The following is a 20,901-nucleotide window of genomic DNA, read 5'->3' on the forward strand; positions in this document are numbered from 1 at the left end:
AAGGCCGAAGCGCTTCGACTAAGCAAACACCGTAGGAAGTTTCCGCCGCCGATGAGCAGCAGCTGTCGTGGACAGGCAACTCAGCAGGCGTAGACCGCCAGTTTCTTCTGGATGAAATCGAGGAAGCACTGGATACGCAGGGCCAGCTGGGTGTTGCGGTAGTACACCGCATGGATCGGCTGGCGATAGCCATTGTTGTGTTCGGCGAGCACCACCTGCAGGCGGCCGCTGCGGATGTCCTCGTGGGTCATGAAGTGCGACAGGCTGACGATCCCCTGGCCGGCGATGGCCAGCTGACGCAGGGTTTCACCGCTGGAGGCGAGCAGTCGCGGGCGGACCGTCCAGCGCTCACCCAGGGCATGGCGCAACGGCCAGTGGTTGAGCGACTCGAGGGAGCTGAAGCCCAGCAGGCTGTGGGCATCGAGGTCCTCGACCCGTTCCGGCACGCCATGCCGGGCGAGGTACTCGGGACTGGCGAGGATCTGCACCGGGCTGCACCCCAGCGAACGGGCGTGCAGGCTGGAGTCGGCCAGCTCACCGATACGGATGGCTACATCGGTGCTTTGCTCGAGCAGGTCGATGATCAGGTCATCGGTGTTCAACTCCAGCTCGATGCCCGGATACTGCTCGCGAAACTCACCGACCCACGGCAGGATCGCGTGCAGCATGAACGGCGCCGCAGCGTTGATACGCAGTCGTCCGGAAGGTGTCTGGCGGTTCATCGACAGGCGCTCTTCCATGTCGTCCATCTGCTCGAGGATGCCCCGCGCCCGCGTCAGGAAGAAACGTCCTTCTTCGGTCAGGTCCATGCGTCGGGTGGTACGGTTGACCAGGGTACAGCCCAGCTTGCCCTCCAGCCGCGACAAAGTGCGGCTCACCGCCGACGGGGTCTGGCCGATCTGCTCGGCGGCGGCGGAGATCGAGCCGCAGTCGATGACGGCGACAAATACCTGGAGCTCTTCGGATCGGGTCTTCACACGGATGGCCTTGGTCTGGTGTCGTCCTGATTGATAGCCGTTGAGCCGCGAGCATGCAACCTGTGCTGGCGCGCTTGTCCGACATCATCAGGCCTTGTCGAATACCTGGGTCAAGTGCGCTTCGTAAGCGGCCAGGGTCGCCGGCACGTCCGGGCGCTTCATCACATCCACCGCGAGAAACGTCGGCAGGCCGCTCATGCCGAGGAACTGGTTGGCCTTGTGGAACGGGAAGTACACCGCATCCACCCCCTTGCCCTCGAAGAACTCGCCAGGCGCATCGAACGCCTGCTGCGGTGCATTCCAGGTCAACGACAACATGTACTGCTTGCCGTGTATCAGGCCACCGCTGCCGTACTTCTGCGAACTGTCGGAACGGGTACGACCATCGCTGGCGTAGAGGCTGCCATGACCGCCAGTGAAGACCTCGTCGATGTACTTCTTCACGGTCCAGGGGGCCCCCATCCACCAGCCAGGCATCTGGTAGATCACCACGTCGGCCCACAGGTATTTCTGGACCTCGGCCTCGACGTCGTAGCCTTCGTCGATGAAAGTTTCCTGTACGTCGTGGCCGGCACGGTCAAGATGAGCCAGCGCAGCGTCATGCAGGGTCTGGTTGAGGCGGCCGTCTGAGTGGGCGAAACGCTTGCCGCCATTGAGCAGGAGGATCTTTTTCATGGTGGTTCATGGACTCTGCCAGGGATTTGCCGGCAGGTTAGGCAGTTGCGGGAGAGGGAAACAGGCATGGGCGGGCAAAATACATTTGCCCTCAGATCACGAATTGAGTCCACATTATTGAATTAGAATCTGCCCCACCCTCCCCCTGCAGAGCCTCTCCCATGCACAAGCCACACGCCTTCATCCTCAAAGCCAAGACCCGTCCGGAACAAGCCGAAGCCTTCGAGCAACTGTTCAGCGCCTACGTGGAGCCCAGCCGCCGGGAACCCGGCTGCATCGAATACCACATGCTGCGCGACCAGGAAGATCCGAGCCTGTTCGTGTTCTTCGAAGTCTGGGCGAGCAAGGCCGATCTGGACGTGCACTCGGCGCTGCCGCACATGCGCGAGTTCTTCGACAAGCGCATGGACTTTCTCGAGCGGGACTTCGACATCCAGATGATCGAGATGCTCAGCCCCTCTTCCGCTAGCCGTTGAGCAGCAGATGGCAGCCCAGCAGGGCCAGCCCGACGAAGAAACAGCGGCGGAACAGCAACGCGCTGATCCGCCCGCGCAGCCACTGCCCGGCGAGCATGCCAAGCACTGCCGGCGCCAGCGCCAGCAGTGAAGCGCCCAGCGCCTGCCCGCCCAAGGCGCCCTGCCCGGCCAGGCCGACAGCCAGTGCCAGGGTCGAGACGGTGAATGACAGCCCCAGCGCCTGGATCAGCTCGTCACGCCCCAGGCCAAGACCCTGCAGGTAGGGCACGGCCGGCAGCACGAACACCCCGGTGGCCGCCGTCACCACTCCGGTCAGCAGTCCACACAGTGGGCCCAGCCATTTCTCCCCTGCCGCTGGTACCTGCAACCCACGGCCCAGCAGGCCCAGCAGCGCATAGACCAGCAACGCGCCGCCCAGCGCATGAGACGCCCACGGCCCATTGTCGATCCCCAGCCATGCACTGCCCAGCAAGGTGCCGACGAAGATCATCAGCAGCAAGCCGCCCAGGCGCCGCATCAGCACCAGCAAGTGCCCGCCACTGGCGAGCTGCCAGAGGTTGGTCAGCGTCGAAGGCACGATCAGCAATGCTGCAGCCTGCGCCGGGGGCATAGCCAGGCCGAGCAGCCCCATGGCCACGGTCGGCAAGCCGAGGCCGATCGTGCCCTTGACCGCGCCGGCCAGCAGGAAAGTCAGGATTACCAGAGCCGTAAGGCCTGGACCAATCTCTTGGTAGAACATCAGGAAGGTAGTCATGGGGCCATCCTGACGCAGCTGCGGCGAGCTGAAAATCTGCCATATACTCAGCCAGACTCTTGCAAGGACAGAGGCTGATGCATTTCGACCTGACCGACCTCACGCTGTTCCAGCACACGCTGGAGTGCGGCAACATCACCGCCGGTGCCCGTCGCAGCCACCTGTCGCTACCGGCGGCCAGTGCCCGTATCCGCGCCATGGAGGCATCGCTCGGCATCCCCCTGCTGCAACGCAACCGCCGCGGCGTTCAGGCCACGCCAGCCGGACAGACGCTGCTGCAACACGCACGGCTGATCGCCCAGCAGGTGGAGCGCCTGCAGTACGACCTGGCGCAGCATGCCCAGGGCCAGCAGGGCCAGGTACGTCTGCTGAGCAATACGGCCGCGCTGACCGAGTACCTGCCGGAGCTGCTGGCGAGTTTTCTGGCCGAGTACCCTGGCGTCAGCGTCGACATCCTGGAGCAACCCAGCCTGCGTATCGTCCAGGCCATCACCCAAGGCATGGCCGATCTCGGCATCGTTTCCACTGCCGCCCCCAGCGGGCATCTACAGACTCGGCCGTTTCGCGAGGACCCACTGGTGCTGGTCATGCCCCCGGAGCATGCGCTGGCCACATTGGCCACACCCGACTTCAGCGCCAGCCTGGCATACGGTCATGTCGGCCTGGGCGCGGACAGCGCGCTGGCACTGCACCTGGAAGAGCAGGCGCTGCGTCTCGGCCGACGGATGCAGGTAAGGGTTCGTGCCGAAGGATTCGACGGCGTGATCCGGATGGTGGCCGGCGGTGCCGGGGTGGGGGTTGTGCCACTGGCCTCGGTACGGCGTTGGGAACACCTGCTGCCACTGCGCTGGGTGGCCCTGCAGGAAGACTGGGCCAGCCGCAGCCTGCTGATATGCGCGCGGGACTTTGCGGCACTGCCCGGCTATGCCGCCAAGCTGGTGGAGCGCTTGGCCGGCATCCGTTCATGACAGGGGCTCAATGCACCAACGCCAGCTCACGCAACGCCGCCGACGCCAGGAAACCGGAACGCGAAGCATAGCGATGGTCCCGCTTCACTTTCTCGTCGATCCGCTGCAGCAGATTCTCCGGCAATGTGGCGTTGAAACGCACTGCCTTGCCCAGGTACGGCGTGACATCGAACTCCACCACCGCCCAGACGCCGCCAGCGTAATCCGGATTGGCCACATGGACATCCACCTCCTGGGCCTGGGGCAGCGTTTCACCATCGGCCACCAGCCCCTCGAAATGCAGCGCCAGGGCTTCATGGACGTTCTCCAGCGCCTGGGAGACAGTGCTACCGGCCGAGAAGCAACCCGGCACATCGGGCACGATCACGCCGTAATCGGAGTCTTCGTCCTTGTGCAGTACAACTGGAAATTTCATTTGCTGTCTCCATTGATCGTCGTGGCGGCAACGCGCCTCGGATAGTGCCAGAGGACTCATTTCAGACCCGCCTGTTTCAAGATGCAGTGCACGGTGCCCCTGGGCAAGTCGCTCTTGGGGTGAGGCACCGTGACTCGACCTCGTTTGAACGGGTGCCTGAACTGGTGATGGCTTCCTTTCACATCCACCTCATACCAGCCATCGGCCTCGATGAGCTGGATCACTTCCCTGCTGCGCATGTGTGCTTCCTTTGGCAGGTGATGTGTAGGCTACACATCTGGATTTATGAAAACCATGCCAATACACACCATCCACACACAAACCGACAAGCGGTGCATTCCCTCTTCAAGGCCAGCGTCATCCACGTCACCGGTAGGACAATCAGTGCTGGCCGCCAATCCATTGATGCCACGACAAAGCCTCCACTGCCATGCCACCGGCGATCTGCATATCGCACATGCCGCATAGCGCGCGCAGACAGCTGGATGTCGAGCCCAGGCAACTGCCGGCGAGGCGCAGGCCCTATGGTGACGAGTCTTTCCATCGCTCACCTGGAGCCACGCCATGTCCGATTTCATCACCGTCCTGCGCGAAACCTGCCCGACCCCGGTGGTCGACGCGACCAAGTGGAAGCGCATCGGCGGCGATCCGCACACCGTCAACCTCAATGCCTACCTGTCCGCCGACGGCAGCAAGATCATGGGCACCTGGATCTGCACCCCCGGCAAGTTCGAGGTCAACTACGAAAAGTGGGAGTACTGCCACTTCCTCGAGGGCTACTGCATCGTCACCCCGCAGGGGGAGGAGCCGAAGCATCTGAAAGCGGGCGATGTGTTCGTGATCGAACCGGGCATGAAGGGCACCTGGGAAGTGGTCGAGACGGTGCGCAAGTATTTCGTCTTCGCCTGACCGGCAGCCACTGGCAATCATGAGAAGCCGCGGGCTTGCCCCGCGATGGCGTCCTGTCGGGAAACGTCGCTGTCCGAACTGATGCAGTCGCGAAGCACGCCCGCTCCCGGCATTCACTCCCCAACCGCAGGCAAAAAAAATCGCGAGCCCGGTGCCCCGTCCCCAAGGTGCGCAGTTACAAGGGGAAGGGGCACCTGGCCCGCGATCAAGTCCACTCGCTGGTCAATCCTTCTTGCGATATCCCTCGACGATCGCCGAGAAATCCTTGCCACCCTCGCCACGCAGGCTCATGGCCTGGTACAGCTGCTGGGCCACGGCGCCGAGGATCACCGGCTGGTGCGCCTGGCGCGCGGCCTCGGTGGCCAGGCCTAGGTCCTTGAGCATCAGTTCGGCGCCAAAACCCCCGGTATAGCCACGCGACGCTGGGGCGGTCTCGATGATGCCCGGCCACGGGTTGTAGGTGTCGGAACTCCAGCAGCGCCCGGTCGAACTGTTGATGATCCCGGCCAGCACCTTGGTATCGATGCCCAGCGCATTGCCCAGGGCCATGGCCTCGGACACGCCGATCATCGAAATGCCCAGCAGCAGGTTGTTGCAGATCTTGGCGATCTGCCCGGTGCCGACCTCGCCACAGTGCACGATGTTGCGCCCCATCTGCTCGAGCACCGGCTTGAGGGTGGCGAACAACGCAGCGCTGGCACCGACCATGAAGGTCAGGGTCCCTGCCGCCGCACCACCGGTGCCACCGGAGACCGGCGCATCGCCCATGTCGATGCCCTTGGCCGCCGCGGCCTTCGAGACATCACGGGCGGTCTGTGGATCGATGGTGCTGCAATCCACCGTCGGCGTGCCCGGTCGGATACCGGCCAGCACGCCGCTTTCCTCGTCCAGGTACACGCTGCGCACATGGGCTGCCGCCGGCAGCATGGTGATCACCAGCTCGCTGCTGGCGGCGGCGTCCTTTGGCGAGGCGCTGACCTGCCCGCCCAGCGCGGCGAGTTCGGCCAGCACGGCCTTGTTCAAGTCGAACAGGTTCAACTGGTGCCCGGCCTTGATCAGGTTGCGGGCCATGGGTGCGCCCATGTTGCCCAGGCCGATGAATGCGATACGCATGGCGAACTCCTTAGCGCAGGCTGATGGTGGTGTTCACACCGTCATTGACGCTGTCGTCATCGAACCAACGGGCGGTGACGGTCTTGGTCTGAGTGTAGAACTGCACCACCTGCTTGCCGTACGGGCCGAGATCGCCGAGCTTGGAGCCACGCGACCCGGTGAAGCTGAAGAACGGCACCGGCACCGGAATCGGGATATTGATGCCGACCTGGCCGATGTCGATCTCGCTCTGGAACTTGCGCGCTGCCGCGCCGCTCTGGGTGAACAGACCGGTGCCGTTGCCGAACGGGTTGGCGTTGACCAGGGCGATGGCCTCGTCGAGGGTGTCGACTTCCAGCGTCACCAGCACCGGGCCGAAGATTTCCTGGGTGTACACCTGCATGTCGGTGCGCACGCCGGAGAACAGGGTCGGGCCGACGAAGTTGCCCTGCTCGTAGCCCGGCACCTTGACATCGCGACCATCGAGCTCGAGCTTGGCGCCCTCCTTGATGCCGCTTTCGATCAGGCCCAGCACGCGCTCCTTGGCACGCTTGGAGACCACCGGACCGACATCGGTGCCTGGTTCGCAACCGGCGTTGACCTTGAGCGTGCTCGCGGCCGCCTTGATGTCCGGCAGCCACTCGCGGGCCTTGCCCACCAGCACCGCCACCGAGGTGGCCATGCAGCGCTGGCCGGCCGCGCCGAAGGCAGCGCCGACCAGGGCGTTGATGGTCTGGGTGCGGTTGGCATCGGGCAGGATCACCGCATGGTTCTTGGCGCCCATCATCGACTGCACGCGCTTGCCGTGCTGGCTGCCCAGGTTGTAGACATGGGTGCCGACTTCGGTCGAGCCGACGAAGGAGATAGCCTTGATGTCCGGGTGGGTGCAGATGCCGTCGACCACCTGCTTGCCGCCGTGCACCACGTTCAGCACACCGGCCGGTACGCCGGCCTCCAGTGCCAGCTCGACCAGCATCATGGTCGACAGCGGGTCCTGTTCGGACGGTTTGAGCACGAAGGTGTTCCCGCAGACGATGGCCATCGGGAACATCCACAGCGGGATCATCGCCGGGAAGTTGAACGGGGTGATGCCGGCGCACACGCCGATGGGCTGGCGCAGGGTGTAGGTGTCGACACCACCAGCGACGTTCTCGGCGAACTCGCCCATCTGCAGGGTGCCGATCGAAGCGGCGTGCTCGACCACTTCCAGGCCGCGGAAAATATCGCCCTCGGCATCGGCGATGGTCTTGCCCTGCTCGGCACTGAGGGTCACGGCGATGCGCTTGCTGTGCTCACGGATCAGCGCCTGCAGCTTGAGCATGATGCGCATGCGCGCGCCGATCGGAGTGTCGCGCCAGGTCTTGAAGGCGCGCTCGGCAGCGGCCACCGCGGCGTTCACTTCCTCGGTGGTGGCGAACGGTACCCGCGCCAGTACCTGCTGGGTGGCCGGGTTGACGATGTCGCGCCACTCGGTGGTCTTCGACTCGACCCACTGGCCGTCGATCAGCAGCTTGACCTGTTCGACCTTGGTCTGGTCGGGTGTCTGGGGTGCGTTCATCTGCGCTCTCCTTGGAATTATTGTCGGAACGAGATCGCCTACGCCGGCGTGGACACGGGGTGGCGTCTAGGGGCTGAGATCGAGTATAGATGTGCAAACATCCAACAAGAATGCACAAAAAAACCGGATCATCATGCAAAAAGACCTCACCTCCCTGAGCGCGCTGAACTGGGACGACCTCAAGTTCTTTCTTGAGGTAGCGCGCACCCGCAAGGCCAGCAGTGCGGCCAAGCGCCTGGCCGTGGATTACACCACGGTGTCGCGGCGCATCAGCTCACTGGAAGGGGCGTTGGGTACGTTGCTGTTCGAGAAGTCACGGACCAATGGCTTCGTCCTCACCGCCGAAGGGCAGCGCCTGCTGGGATACGCCGAGTCGATCGAAAGCACCCTGCACATGGCCTGCGAGCAGGTCTCGGGCTCGGGGGTGGCGCTCTCGGGGCATGTACGCATGGGCTGCACCGAAGGCTTCGGCAGCTTCTTCGTCACCCCGCAGCTGAGCCACTTCGTCGACGCCTGGCCGGCAATCTCGGTGGACATCCTGCCGCTGCCGCACTTCATCAGCCTGTCCAAGCGCGAGGCCGATATCGTCATCGCCCTGGAACGTCCCGAGCATGGCCCCTACGTGTGCTGCAAGCTGTGCGACTACCGCCTGCGCCTGTACGCCACCCAGGATTACCTGGAGCGCCATGCGCCGATTCAGGCGCTTGCCGACCTGGCACAGCATCCGTTCATCAGCTATGTCGACGACCTGGCGTTCAGCTCGGAGCTGCTGTACCTGGCCAACCTGATTCCCAATGCCCAGGCGCACTTGCGCAGCACCAGCGTGATCGCCCAGTACACGGCGGCGTTGCAGGGACGTGGGCTGGCGATCCTGCCGTGCTTCCTGGCGGCGCAGGACCCACGGCTGGTGACGGTGCTGCCGGAGCAGGTCGAGGTGACGCGGCAGTTCTGGATGTACTGCCGGGAGGACTTGCGCAAGTTGAAGCGGATCACCCTGTTGTGGGACTACATCCGCGATGTGACCGAGGCCAATGCGCCGCTGTTGATGGGCGAGACGCGGGCGATGAAGTTCGCCCAAGGCTGAGCCTTCAACCGCTCGAGGGGCAAGCCCCCCACAGTTCCAGGGGCTTGTTCCGCGCTGCCGATCTCAATCCGAGGCCACCACGATCGACACCCGTCGATTCTCCATGCGCCCGACGCTGGTGCGGTTGTCCGCCACCGGTTGGCTGCTGCCCAGCCCGCGAGTCTGGATGTTCTGCGGCTGCATGCCGATGCCGATCAGCGCCTTGGCCACACTCTGGGCACGGCGCTCGGACAATTGCTGGTTGTAGGTGGCCTTGCCCGAAGCATCGGCATGGCCATCGATACGCACCCGCTGGATATCCACCGACAGCAACGCCTTGCCGATACGCTCGACGATCGACTCGCTCTGGCTGTTGAGACTGTCCAGGTCGCTGCCGAACAGGACCTTGCCAGACAGGTCGAACGCCCAGCCTTCGCCAGTCGGCGCAAAGCCCTCGCGCTTGAGCACCGCCACTTGCTCGGGCGTCAGCCCCTTGGGCGGTACGCTCTGGCAACCGCCCAAGGCGAACAGCGCCAGCAGCAGGGCAAAAAAGGGAAAACGCAAACGATTGATCACGGTTCGACTCCTGTTCTCTACGTCCTGTGGCTCAGCGTTCCGTCTGCGCCACTTGCCAATGGCCACGGCGCTCGCGCTTGGCCTGATACATCGCCGCATCGGCGGCATTGAGCAGACTGGCCGGGTCACGGCCATCGTCCGGGTAATAAGCAATACCGACGCTCAGCGAGGTGGTGATGTGGCTTCCGCCCTCCAGCTGCACCGGCAGTTTCATGCTGGCGACGATCTTCTCGGCGATGCCTTCGGCATCCTCACGGGAATGCAGCGGGCTGAGCAGCACCGCGAATTCATCACCGCCCAAGCGGGCGACCAGGTCATGTTCGCGCAACTGCGCTCGAATCCGGCTGGCGACGTTGACCAGCACTTCGTCGCCCACGGCATGGCCAAGGCTGTCGTTGATCTGCTTGAAGTGATCGCTGTCGAGGAACAGCAGCGCCAGGTGCTCCTCGTGCCGGGCTGCATTGCGCAGGCTGCGTATCAGGCGACCCTCGAAGAAAGCCCGGTTGGGCAGCCCGGTGAGGCTGTCATGGCTGGCCTGGTGGGCCAGGCTTTCGTTCTCGCTCTGCAAGTGGCTCTGCCAGGACTCCAGCTCATCGAGCAGTGCATTGAAGTCGTTGCCCAGCTCGTTGAGCTCGGCGATCTGGGTCTCGGGCACGCGCCGATCGAAACTGCGCTCGCGACGCGCGGCATGGGCGATGCTGGCCAGGTGACGCAACGGCCGGATGATGTCGCCGAACACTCGGCGTGACAGGTACAGCGCCAGCACGGCGCTGAGCACGGTACAGATCAGGATTCCGGCCAACCCGCTGAGCAGGAAGCGCACCAGGCTGCCGCCCTGCCCCGTCAGCTCGATATGGCCGACACGCTGGCCCATGTGCTGCACTGGCATGTTGATCGGCTCTTCCAGCAGGCTGCGCGCCACCAGGGTCTGCAATTGCGCCAGCAGGCCACGCTCGTTGCGCTCCCAGTGGGCAAGCAGCACGCCGTCATTGTCGTACACCTTGGCATCGGCCACTTCCTCGGAGGCCGCGATCAACGCCAACGCTTCGTTGGCCGCTGCGCTGTCGTCGAAGACCACCGCAGCCTCGACGGTATAGTTGATGGAGCGGCCGATCAGGTGCAGGTTGTGATTGGCATACACCCGCAACGCCGCCACTCCGAGCAGGGTCACCAGCACCCCGGCAAGGCCCGCAGCAAGCAACGCTACCCCGAGATGGCCGCGCCCCAGCACGGCGCGCAGGGTTGGCCGGTTGAAACGCCTGGACGTGCGTTTCATGGCTGCCCCGCCCGCCGTCGCGAAAGCTGCAGCACGCTGGGATGGATACGCACACCGCTGCGCGCCACCGAGTCGAGGTTGACCTCGAAGGACACCTGCTGGTCGCTGACGCGCAGGCAGAACAGGCTACCCACCGTGCAAGGATCATCGGCTTCGCTGATGCTCAGCACCGGATGGCCACTGACGGCCTGGAACAGGCGTTCGCGGTGGAGAGGGTCGAGCTTGCCGATGTAGATGGCGTCGCAGGCGCTGGCCACGCTAGGGTCGCTGGCCAGCAGACGCCGCACCTGCAATGCCCGCCCGGAGCTCTGCACATTGCCCTTGATCAGGTCATCGGCATACTCGGTGGGGCCGACCAGGCACAAGCGCAACGGGTCAGGCTCTGCGGGCCAGCGCGCATAGCTGAGAATGCCCAGCACCACCTGGGTCACGGCCCGGGCCCGCTGCTGTACCTGCGCATCCGACAGGGCCGTGCCCGCGCTGGCGGGCGCGGTGCCCAGCAGCAACGTGGCCATCAGCAGCGAGCACGCATACCCCGTCACTCGTCTCAAGGCCGAGACAGCCACTGTCATGAAGGGAAATCTCACAAAAGGTTTCCAAATAATGCCGCAACGATAGCATATCGGCGGCGAACTCCAGAGTCAGACTTGCTCCAGCATCAGCCCCGACACCCGTCGTACCTTGCGTCCGACCGCCTCCTCGAATACCCCGGCTCGCGGCTCGATCAGGCTGAAGCATTGCTTGGCGCGGGTGATGCCGGTGTACACCAGTTCCTTGGTCAGCACCGGGTTGAGTGCATCCGGCAACACCAGAGCGGTATGACTGAACTCCGAGCCCTGGGACTTGTGCACGGTCATGGCGAACACAGTCTCAACTTCGCTCAGGCGGCTGGGCAGGACGAAACGCACGCCTGCGCTGCCGTCATTACGCGGGAAGGCAACCCGCAACAGCGTCTCGCCGTGTTCGTCCGGCAGGCGCAGGGCGATGCCGATATCGCCGTTCATCAGGCCAAGGCCATAGTCGTTGCGCGTCACCAGCACCGGTCGCCCTTCGTACCAGGGTTGCTGGCTGTCGATCAGCCCGGCGTTGTGCAACACCCGGGCCACCCGCTCGTTCAGGCCCTCGACGCCCCAGGCGCCCTTGCGCACCGCACACAGCAACTGGAACGCCTCGAAGCTGCCCAGCACCGCCGCGGCCCATTGCTCCCAGCACGGATCGTCGGCTGGCGTACCGGGCGCTGGGCGCAACCGACCGATGCTGCGCAAATAGCTGCGATAGCCCTGTGGCCCCTCCGAACCCTGGGCAAGGCCGTCGAGCAACAGGCGGTCGAAACGCCTGTCGTGCTCGCCGCCCAGGGTGAGGCAGAACACGTCGTGCGGCTGGCTCGCCAGCAGTTCGCGCGCCTGGGGCGCCAGTTGCTGGTTGACCAACCGCGCCAGCTGGCCGATGCCGCTGCCTTCGCCAAAGCGACGCGAGTGGCGCAGCATGACGATCTGCTGCGCCAGTGGGTTGTGCGGCGCGCTGCCCGGTACAAGGCCGATGTTCTGCAACGCCTGCCCACCCACCTGTTCCAGCCAGGCGAGGGTCTGTGGCCAGTAGCAGCCGGCTTCGGCATCGCGGCACAGGTCCCCCAGCACCGCGCCCGCCTCCACCGAGGCGAGCTGGTCCTTGTCACCCAGCAGCACCAGCCGGGCATTGGCCGGCAACGCGTCGAGCAGGTTGGCCATCATCTCCAGGTCGATCATCGAGGCTTCGTCGACCACCAGCACATCCAGTGGCAACGGATTGCCCGCATGATGGCGGAAATGCCGCGAGCCGGGTCGGCTGCCGAGCAGGCGGTGTACCGTGCTGACCTCGGTGGGTATCTGCGCGCGCACCGACGCCTCGACCTGCAGGCGCTCGACCTGCTGGCCGATCGATTCGGTCAGGCGTGCCGCCGCCTTGCCGGTGGGCGCCGCCAGGCGAATGCGCAGTGGCCGCCCCAGCTCCACCGCGGGCCCCTGCAACAACGCCAGCAAGCGCACCACGGTGGTGGTCTTGCCGGTCCCGGGGCCGCCGGTGATGACACTGAAACCGGCACGGGTGGCCAGGGCACAGGCAAGCTTCTGCCAGTCGACCTCGCCCCCCGGCGCGCCATCCTCGAACAACTGCGCCAGACGCTGCGCCAGATCCGCCGGCTGTGGCTGACGGCTGGCCAGCCGCTCGTGCAGCGCCGCGTCGATGCGCCGCTCATAGGTCCAGTAGCGCCGCAGGTACAGGCGCCGCGCGCTGAACACCAGTGGCCGTGCAGACTGTCCTGGCGCATCGCCCCGGGCCACCAGCCCACTGTCGCCGATGCGCTGCAGCCAGGTCGCCAGGTCGAGGCTGGCCAGCAACTGCGAAGGCAGCAGCAATGGGCCGCTCAAGGCATCCCCCTCCGGTGGTAGCGACAGGGCGAAATCCGGCTCGGCCAAGGTCTGCTCCAGGTCGAGGCAGACATGGCCATGCCCCAACTGATGGCTGGCCAGCGCCGCCGCCAACAGCACCAACGGATCACTGCCCGGGGCCCGCTCTTCAAGAAAGCTGACGAAAGCCCGGTCCAGCGCCCGCAACCAGCCACGCTCGACCCAACGGTCGAGCAGAGCCAGCAAGTCGTGGCTGTCGCGCAGCGGCGCCAGGGCACTCAGGTGCTCGGCCTGCAAGGGGGTCGGCAGAAGGTCGTCGAGGCTTCGGCTCATGGCGCGACTCCGGCAAACAGGTCCTGCTGCCCGGATGTCTCGACGCCGCGGAACATCGTGTCGAGCGTCTCGATCAGGCCCCGTGGCGGACGGGCGTGGTACAACCCATGGCCGGGTGCATCGGCACCACGCAGGAAGATGAACAGGGCACCGCCGACATGGCGGTCATAGTCGTAATCCGGCAGACGGGCACGTAACTGGCGATGCAGGGCCAGCAGGTAAAGCACGTACTGCAGATCGTAGCGGTGTTCGAGAATCGCCTGCTCCATGGCCAGCGGGGCATAGGCCTGGCTATCGGGGCCAAGCCAGTTGGACTTGTAGTCGGCCACGTAGTAACGCCCATTCAGTTCAAACGCCAGGTCGATGAAACCCTTGAACATGCCGTTGAGCTGGGTCGGCTGCAACGCCGGACGTGCCGCGCCGCCATGGGTATGCTGCAACACCAGCTGGTCAAGGCGCAGGGCGTCGACCTGGTGGCTGGCGAACCAGAACTCCATTTCGATCTGGTACTGCTCCAGTTGCGCCAGGGAAAAACCGCTGTCCTGCAGGGGGAACGGCAGTACCAGCATCTGTTGCAGCCAGGACGTGAGGGTGGGAATCCAGCCGGCCCAGTCGCGTCGGTTGCAGCGCCGGGCGACGGTATCCTCGATCAGTCCCGAGCTGGCGGCCACCTCGGCGAAGCCTTCACGACCCGCCCATTCGAGCAGGCCATGGAGGAAGGTGCCAGGGTTCGGGCCACGGGGGAAGCGATGGATATCGCCCGTCTCGGCCGGCACCTCGCGCAGCGACTGGCTATCCAGTTGCTCGTCGTCCAGCAGTTGCTGGGCCAGGGAGCTGTCGGCACCAAGCGCCGCATCGCCCACCCGCAAGGCGCTGTAGGAAGCGATCCACCAATGCTCGGCCGCCGCGCGGCGCGGCTTGCGCGGGGGCAGCAGTTCGCTGTCGCCAACCGGCACCCGGTAACACGCCTCGTCGGCTTCGGGGACGGGTTCGCAGCGAATGGCCGTACTGCCTGCGGCCAGGGCCTGCAACCATCCCCCCAACTGACTGGAACCCGCCAGCGGCAAGCCACCGCCAAGCAGGTAGCCCAATGCCGAGCGGTGCAGCTGTGAACTGCGCTGAGTACCGCGCTTGAGATCGGCGACGCCGAGCCAGCAGGCATGCTGCGCCCGGGTCAGGGCGACATACAGCAGGCGCAGGTCCTCGGCCAGACGCTCGTCGTCGGCGCGCTCGATCTGCCCGGCGTCGGGGGTCAGCGTCAGGTGTGCGACACCGTCGTCATCGTGCCAGGCCAAGGGCAGGCGCTGGCCGTCCACAGGCTTGCTGGTACAGATGAACGGCAGGAATACCAAGGGATACTCCAGCCCTTTGGACTTGTGGATGGTCACCACCTTGACCAGTTGCTCATCGCTTTCCAGACGCAGGATCTGCTCTTCACCCACCTGTCCGGCATTGGCCAGGTGGTCGGCGAGGTGCCGGATCAGCGCCTGCTCGCCATCCAGCTCTCCTGCAGCCTGTTGCAGCAACTCGGCCAGGTGCAGCAGGTTGGTCAGCACTCGCTCGCCATCGCTGCGCGCCATCAGGCTACGCGGCAGCTGGAAGTCGTGCAGCAGGCGCCGCAGCATCGGCAACACCCCCTGACGCTGCCAGATCTCGCGATAACGACGAAAACGCATGACCCAACCTTCCCAGACGCGCTCGTCCTGGTTCAGGCGCTCCAGTGCGAGCAGCGGCAGATCCAGGGTCAGACTGGCCAGGGCAGCCTTGAGCAAGCGCTCGGAGTCCGGCTCGGCGCTGGCCTTGAGCCAGGCCAGCAAGTCGTGGGCCTCCTGGGCGGCGAATACCGAATCCTTGTCCGACAGGTACACGCTGCGCACATCACGCGCGGCCAGTTCGGCACGCACCCACTGTGCTTCACGACCGTCACGCACGAGAATCGCGATGTCCGAAGGCAGGCACGGGCGTAGCTGGCCGTCCTTGCCGACAAAACCGCTCACGCCGCGCTGTCCGCCATTGAGCAGCGCCACGATGTGGCTCGCGCAACTGGCCGCGAGGCGCTGGCGATACAAGGTACTGGAGACCGGCTCGTCACTTTCGAGCTGCCAGCAGTGCAATGCCGGACAAGGCTGACCATCCACCTGCAGCCACTCACTGCGTCCTTTGGCCTGGACCTCGACGAACGGCAACGGGTTGTCGCCCCGGGTCCGGAACAGGAACGCGCCACGCCCCTCATCACGGGTCTCCGCCTCGAGGAACACTCGGTTGACCGCCGCGACCATGGCCTGGCTGGAGCGATAGTTGGTGTCGAGGCTGTGCAGACGCCCGGCCGTGGCACGCCGGGCCGCCAGGTAGGTGAAGATGTCCGCGCCGCGAAATGCGTAGATCGCCTGCTTGGGGTCGCCGATCATGAACAGGCCGGTGTCCGGGTCGTTCTCGCCGATCCGGTAGATTCGCTCGAAGATGCCGTACTGCACCGGATCGGTGTCCTGGAACTCATCGATCAGCGCTACCGGGAACTGCTCACGGATCAGCCCGGCCAAGCGCTGGCCAGACTCACTGCCCAGCGCGTGCTGCAGGCGCAGGAGCATGTCGTCGAAGCCCATTTCCGCACGGCGCCGCTTCTCCACCTCGAAGCGCGCCGAGACCCAGGCTGCGGCATGCTCCAACAGTCGCGCATCGGGGCTGGCGAGCCCCTGCAACTGCTCACGCAGCGTCTCCATGGCCCGTAACGCCGGGTGCTCCGGTGGCTCGCCGGACTTCCATGCCTCGGCCAGGCCGGCAGGCGTGAGCCGGGTGAAACCGGTGCCCAGGTCCAGCTCCTCGGCCTGCGCATCGCTGGCCCAGGCTCGCAGCTTGTCGAACCACGGCTCGAAGTAACGCGCCTGCAGCTTGCGTCCATCAGCCTGCTTGGCGGCTACTGCGTCGCGACAGATTTGTTGCAGCTCGTCGGCCCAGTTGACCCACGGCGCCTTGATCTGGGCCAACTGCTCGTTGCGCTGGCGCAGGGTCGTCTCGATCAACGCCTGGGGCTCTTGCTCACCGTGCTCGCCCCGTACCCGGCCGAACAACGGGCGGATACGAGGTAGCAAGGCGTCGGGGCTGCCCCAGTGCTCACGCACCCAGGCCAGCGACTCTCCGCGCATGCCATAGCAGAAGCGACGCCAGTAATCGCGCATGACCTGGCCGAGCAACTCGCTGTGGTCGGTTTCCAGGCTCTGGGTGAAAAGGCTGCCACTGTCGAAGGCGTGCTCGCGCAGCATCCGCTGGCACCAGCCGTGGATAGTCGATACCGCCGCCTCGTCCATCCATTGCACGGCGATCTCCAGGCGGTTGGCACAGCGCGGCCAGTGCTCCTGTGGATAATCCTCGCGCAACAGGTGCAACAGCGGGTCGGCGTCTTCGAGCTCGCCCCGGAAGAAACGCGCAGCCTCGGCAAGCCGGGTGCGAATGCGTTCGCGCAACTCCTTGGTGGCGGCATCGGTGAAGGTCACCACCAGGATCTGCGGTGGCAGCAGCTCACGGGTGAAGCCCTGCTCACCGCCATGCCCCAGGACAAGACGCAGGTACAGCGCCGAAATGGTGAAGGTCTTGCCGGTGCCGGCGCTGGCCTCGATGAGCTGGCTGCCATGCAGGGGAAACTGCAGGGCCAGGGGACGGGCGTGGCTCATTGGACTGGCTCCGGGTTGCCCAGGGTCTGCCAGGGCGCGGCGAACAGGGGGCGATAGAGCGTCTCGCACCAGCCCTCGAAGGTTTCGTCGAGCGCCAGTGCGGCAAAGTCACGGTACTGACGGGCCAGGGCCAGGCTCTCACTGCGTTCGCCGAAGCTGTTCTGGCCATCACCTTCGTAGGCCCGGGCCGCCGCAACCAGTGCTTTGTCCGGATCCTCCTGGGCCAACCAGGCGAATGCGGTCTTGGCTGCGACCGGCAACGGGAAATTCATGCCCGCCTGGCGCGCCACCAGCAGATCGGCCAGGCGCTCGGCGGCCTGCTCCTGTGGCAGCGGTGCCAGCAGCAGCGTGACATCGCTGGCCACCAGCGCGCTGTGCAGCGGGTAGCCCGAGGCGCAGGCAGCCAGGTGCATGACCCAGGCAGGCACCAGTCGGTGCCACTTGAGGCTGTTGCGCCCGGCACTGATGGTGTTGGGAACGGTGGTGATGCTCAACAGACTCTGGTCATCGGCCTGGTGGACACGTCCGAGCCAGCCCTCGAGGCGATGCTGCTCATGCTCGAAGTGGATCGGCAAGGCGCCCTCCACCAAGGCAGGCCAACGCTGCAGCAAGGAGCGATGACGTTGCAGCAGGTCTGGCAGTGGCTGGATCAGCTCGACCTGCAACGCCTCGCCAAACCCGGCCAGCGGCAGCAAGCCACACGCTTGCAGGCGGCGGGCCTGGGTCTGCAGGGCGTGCTCGGCATTGTCCGGATCGGCCAACGCGGCGCCGAGCAGACTTTCACTCAGGCCATAGCGTTGCAGGGCATCGAGCACGAAAGGCTCCTCGTCCGGCGTCGGTGCCTCCAACGCCTCGAAGAACACTTTCAAGCGCTGACTGAAGAAATGCCTGACAGGATGACGCAAGAAGTCCTGCAACTGGACCAGGCTCAGCGGCTCATCGCTCTTGTAGGTGGGCAAGGACGCCGGAGAAACGAGCGATTTATCGGCCTCCTGGTGCAGGACCAACCACTCGTTGGCGAAGCTGAACAGCGCACTGCCCTTCTGGAAGTAGCGAGGGCTGAAAGGCTGCAGGGGATGCTCCTGGGTCAGCGCATGCACCAGCTGCTGCCCAGGATCCTCACGCTGCCCCTGTTTGGCCCCCGTCAGTTTCCAGCCCGCAGCCAGGTGATCACGCAGTTGTCCGACCAGCACCGATGACGGGCGCTCGCTGTTGTCGCGAATGCTGCGCCCCACCCAACTGACATACAGTTGGTCACGCGCCGAGAGCAGCGCTTCGAGCAACAGGTAGCGGTCGTCCTCCCGACGCGAGCGGTCGCCAGGACGATAGTCGCTGGCCATCAGGTCGAAATCCAGCGGCGGCTGGGCTCGCGGGTAATCGCCATCGTTCATCCCCAGCAGGCAGACCACCCGGAATGGAATGGCACGCATCGGCATCAAGGTGCAGAAGTTCACCGAGCCGGCCAGGAAGCGCTGGGACAGCTTGCCTTGGTCCAGGCCCGACAACCAGGCCTCGCGGACCACGGTGAGCGGTAGCAGGTCCTGCAAGCCAACCGCCTCGCAGGTTTCCAGCCAGTGCTCGCGCAGGTCCTGCAGCTGGACCAGCAACAACTCGTCATGCTCGTTTTCCGCCAGGAAGAAGACCTGCAGCAAGGCATGCAGGCGCTCACCCCACTGCGACACGGTGGCGGGCTGCGACAAGGCCTCGCAAGCGACTTCCAAGGCATCGAGCAAGGCCACCAGTGGGCCGATCAGTGCCGCGTCCAGGCCGCCGATCTCGTCATAGGGCTCGATGCCGTCACACCCCTCCCCGACACCCACTGCATAGCCCAGCAGCATGCGGCGCAGGCCGAACCTCCAACTGTTCTGCTCCAGACCCTCAGGCAAGCCGAGGGAGGCACGTTGTTCGGCGCTCAAGCCCCAGCGAATGCCCGCGCCCTCGATCCAGCGATGCAGGGTAGGCAAGTCGCTTTCCTGAATCGCGAAGCGTTCGCGCACTGCCGGGACGTCCAGCAGGTCGAGTACCTCACTCACGGCGAAACGGCTGTCAGGTAGTTTCAGCAAATGTTCCAGTGCGATCAGCAGCGGATCACGGCCACGCTGCCCCTGATCGGTCAGGGTGAATGGAATGTAGCGCGGGTCGTTACGCTCGAGCTGGCCGAACACTGCACGGATATGCGGAGCATACGTATCGATCGCCGGCAACATGACGATGACATCCCGAGGCCGCAAGGTTGGATCGGCACTGAAGCGGGCCAGCAACTGGTCATGCAGGATCTCGACTTCGCGCTGGGGGCTATGGGCCACATGAAAGCGCACGGAGCGGTCCTTCAGCGGATTGATCGCCGGCCAGTGCTCACGCGTTTCGGCGAGCGGGCGAAGCTCGAGAATATCGTCCTGCAACTGGTTGAGCAGGCTCTTGGGCTCCCCTTCACTGAACAGGTCGATGCGCCCTTCGCTGAAGACACTCTGATAGCTGCCCGGATCGTCATAGCTGTCGAGCAGGTTGATGTAGTCACGCCCCTGCTTGCCCCAGGCGGCCAGCAACGGGTGTGCGTGCTGGTGCAGCAATTCGTCGTCCAATTGCAGGGGCATGCCTTGTTTGCGTTGCTGGCGCTTGTACTGGTGGCGCAACAGATCCTTGTCGGCAACGATGTCTCCCCAATGGTGGCGACACGGATTGTGCACGCACAGCAGCACCTGACTGAAGCGCGCAAGGCCTGCCAAGGCCTCGAGTATCTGCGCTGGCAGCGACGAGATACCGAAGACGATCAGGCGCGCCGGCAGACCGGCCGGGGCCTGATCGAGACTGTTGATACGCTCGACGAAACGCTGGTGCACACCAGCACGGCTCTGGGCCATGCCAGCCTCCCCCACATCCTCCAGGAGAATCCGCCACAGTTCGGCTTGCCAACGATTACCCGGAGCCAAGGGTTTGCGCTCGCCGCGGGCGGTGTTGAGCACATGGCTACCGCTTGCCCAGTCCTTGAGCCAATCGGCACGGTAGACCTGGTACTGGTCGAACAGATCGGCAAGCCGCTCGGCCAGTTGGTAGCGCTTGCGCAGGTCATTGTCATCGATCAGGAAGCGGCGCAAGGGCTCGAAGTGCGGGCGCTCGATCACTTCCGGCAGCAGGCGCATCAGGCGCCAGGTCAGCGGGGCCTTGTCGAGCAGCGACACCTCGGGAATTTCATCGCGGCCCAAAACCCGACGGTAGAGCTGCCACATGAAACTGCCCGGTAGCTGTACATCGATCGCGGCAGCAATGCCGCAGCCCCCCTGATCGCCGTCCTGCGGATCCTCGGCCAGTGCCAGCTTCAGCCACTGCGCGATACCGTTGCTCTGCACCAGGGCGATTTCGTTTTCCAACGGAGCCAACGGGTAACGGCGCATCACACTCACCACCAGGTTGCGCAGGTCATCCAGGCGGTTGCCCTGGACGATCATGAAGCCTGGATGAAGGGCGGTGGTTTTAGCCATTGGGTGTTCTCTGGAGGCGGTCGATTGCAAGGAAGAACCTTATCACGGAGACCGCTGCAGGCGCCGGCCCTCTCGGTACTCGCATTGCCGCAGCTACCCCCCGCCCCTGTAGGAGCCAGCCTTGCTGGCGAGGAGCCGACGCGGTCATAAGGTTGCACTGGCTTTACGGGTACGGAAAAGACAAAACCCCTACCTGCATGTGCAGATAGGGGTTTTGCGAAATGAATCTTGACGATGACCTACTCTCACATGGGGAAGCCCCACACTACCATCGGCGATGCATCGTTTCACTACTGAG

General features: G+C 64.8%; 17 protein-coding genes. 4 read left to right on the forward strand and 13 right to left on the reverse strand.

What is annotated here, in order from left to right; genetic code table 11:
• Positions 1-80 precede the first annotated feature (80 nt).
• Positions 81-977: a LysR family transcriptional regulator gene (locus tag F3J43_RS20790; RefSeq protein ID WP_166891270.1), complete on the reverse strand. Its 897-nt coding sequence runs from the start codon at positions 975-977 to the stop codon at positions 81-83.
• A gap of 87 nt (positions 978-1,064) precedes the next feature.
• A complete protein-coding gene (mdaB, locus tag F3J43_RS20795; protein ID WP_166891273.1) occupies positions 1,065-1,652 on the reverse strand; it encodes an NADPH:quinone oxidoreductase MdaB in 588 nt (195 codons plus the stop codon).
• A 161-nt stretch (positions 1,653-1,813) separates the two neighbouring features.
• On the opposite strand from mdaB, the gene F3J43_RS20800 reads away from it, so the two are divergent.
• Positions 1,814-2,128 (forward strand): putative quinol monooxygenase, encoded by a 315-nt coding sequence (locus tag F3J43_RS20800; protein ID WP_166891276.1) that lies wholly within the window; start codon positions 1,814-1,816, stop codon positions 2,126-2,128.
• Here the strand turns inward: F3J43_RS20800 and F3J43_RS20805 are convergent.
• Positions 2,118-2,882, reverse strand: coding sequence for a sulfite exporter TauE/SafE family protein (locus F3J43_RS20805; protein WP_166891279.1), 765 nt, complete (start codon positions 2,880-2,882; stop codon positions 2,118-2,120). The genes F3J43_RS20800 and F3J43_RS20805 overlap by 11 nt on opposite strands.
• Before the next feature lie 77 nt (positions 2,883-2,959).
• Here F3J43_RS20805 and F3J43_RS20810 point away from each other — a divergent pair, with 77 nt between their 5' ends.
• Entirely contained in the window at positions 2,960-3,850 is an 891-nt protein-coding gene (locus F3J43_RS20810) for a LysR substrate-binding domain-containing protein (protein ID WP_166891282.1), read from the forward strand.
• 7 nt (positions 3,851-3,857) lie between these two features.
• Here F3J43_RS20810 and F3J43_RS20815 read toward each other — a convergent pair whose 3' ends face one another.
• Positions 3,858-4,265 carry a type II toxin-antitoxin system HicB family antitoxin gene (locus F3J43_RS20815; RefSeq protein WP_166891285.1) on the reverse strand — a complete coding sequence of 136 codons (408 nt, stop codon included), beginning with the start codon at positions 4,263-4,265 and terminating at the stop codon, positions 3,858-3,860.
• A 56-nt stretch (positions 4,266-4,321) separates the two neighbouring features.
• Positions 4,322-4,504, reverse strand: coding sequence for a type II toxin-antitoxin system HicA family toxin (locus F3J43_RS20820; RefSeq protein WP_166891288.1), 183 nt, complete (start codon positions 4,502-4,504; stop codon positions 4,322-4,324).
• Positions 4,505-4,829: 325 nt separating this feature from the next.
• On the opposite strand from F3J43_RS20820, the gene F3J43_RS20825 reads away from it, so the two are divergent.
• On the forward strand, positions 4,830-5,174 hold the full coding sequence (locus tag F3J43_RS20825) for a cupin domain-containing protein (RefSeq protein WP_166891291.1): 345 nt from the start codon (positions 4,830-4,832) through the stop codon (positions 5,172-5,174).
• A gap of 222 nt (positions 5,175-5,396) precedes the next feature.
• Here the strand turns inward: F3J43_RS20825 and mmsB are convergent, their stop codons facing one another.
• Both mmsB and F3J43_RS20835 read right to left on the reverse strand, forming a co-directional pair.
• Entirely contained in the window at positions 5,397-6,287 is an 891-nt protein-coding gene (gene mmsB, locus F3J43_RS20830) for a 3-hydroxyisobutyrate dehydrogenase (protein WP_166891294.1), read from the reverse strand.
• A gap of 10 nt (positions 6,288-6,297) precedes the next feature.
• Positions 6,298-7,824, reverse strand: coding sequence for a CoA-acylating methylmalonate-semialdehyde dehydrogenase (locus F3J43_RS20835; protein WP_166891297.1), 1,527 nt, complete (start codon positions 7,822-7,824; stop codon positions 6,298-6,300).
• A 133-nt stretch (positions 7,825-7,957) separates the two neighbouring features.
• Here F3J43_RS20835 and F3J43_RS20840 point away from each other — a divergent pair, with 133 nt between their 5' ends.
• Positions 7,958-8,908: a LysR family transcriptional regulator gene (locus tag F3J43_RS20840; protein WP_166891300.1), complete on the forward strand. Its 951-nt coding sequence runs from the start codon at positions 7,958-7,960 to the stop codon at positions 8,906-8,908.
• Positions 8,909-8,971: 63 nt separating this feature from the next.
• Here F3J43_RS20840 and yfiB read toward each other — a convergent pair whose 3' ends face one another.
• From yfiB to recC, 6 genes are all read right to left on the reverse strand, one after another.
• Positions 8,972-9,463, reverse strand: a complete 492-nt coding sequence (yfiB, locus tag F3J43_RS20845; RefSeq protein WP_166891303.1) for an outer membrane lipoprotein YfiB — start codon at positions 9,461-9,463, stop codon at positions 8,972-8,974.
• 31 nt (positions 9,464-9,494) lie between these two features.
• A complete protein-coding gene (gene dgcN, locus F3J43_RS20850) occupies positions 9,495-10,739 on the reverse strand; it encodes a diguanylate cyclase DgcN/YfiN (RefSeq protein ID WP_166891319.1) in 1,245 nt (414 codons plus the stop codon).
• Positions 10,736-11,311, reverse strand: coding sequence for a regulatory sequestration protein YfiR (gene yfiR, locus F3J43_RS20855; protein ID WP_166891323.1), 576 nt, complete (start codon positions 11,309-11,311; stop codon positions 10,736-10,738). The genes dgcN and yfiR overlap by 4 nt, the downstream gene beginning before the upstream one ends.
• Positions 11,312-11,380: 69 nt before the next feature.
• Complete coding sequence (recD, locus tag F3J43_RS20860) at positions 11,381-13,456, reverse strand: exodeoxyribonuclease V subunit alpha (RefSeq protein ID WP_166891327.1); 2,076 nt, start codon at positions 13,454-13,456, stop codon at positions 11,381-11,383.
• Positions 13,453-17,124 carry an exodeoxyribonuclease V subunit beta gene (recB, locus tag F3J43_RS20865; protein WP_166891331.1) on the reverse strand — a complete coding sequence of 1,224 codons (3,672 nt, stop codon included), beginning with the start codon at positions 17,122-17,124 and terminating at the stop codon, positions 13,453-13,455. Before recB ends, recD begins: the two co-directional genes overlap by 4 nt.
• On the reverse strand, positions 17,121-20,603 hold the full coding sequence (gene recC, locus F3J43_RS20870; protein ID WP_166891334.1) for an exodeoxyribonuclease V subunit gamma: 3,483 nt from the start codon (positions 20,601-20,603) through the stop codon (positions 17,121-17,123). Before recC ends, recB begins: the two co-directional genes overlap by 4 nt.
• Positions 20,604-20,901: the final 298 nt, after the last annotated feature.

This window comes from Pantoea sp. Cy-639, from assembly GCF_011752525.1.
In the GTDB taxonomy this organism is placed as follows: Bacteria; Pseudomonadota; Gammaproteobacteria; order Pseudomonadales; family Pseudomonadaceae; genus Aquipseudomonas.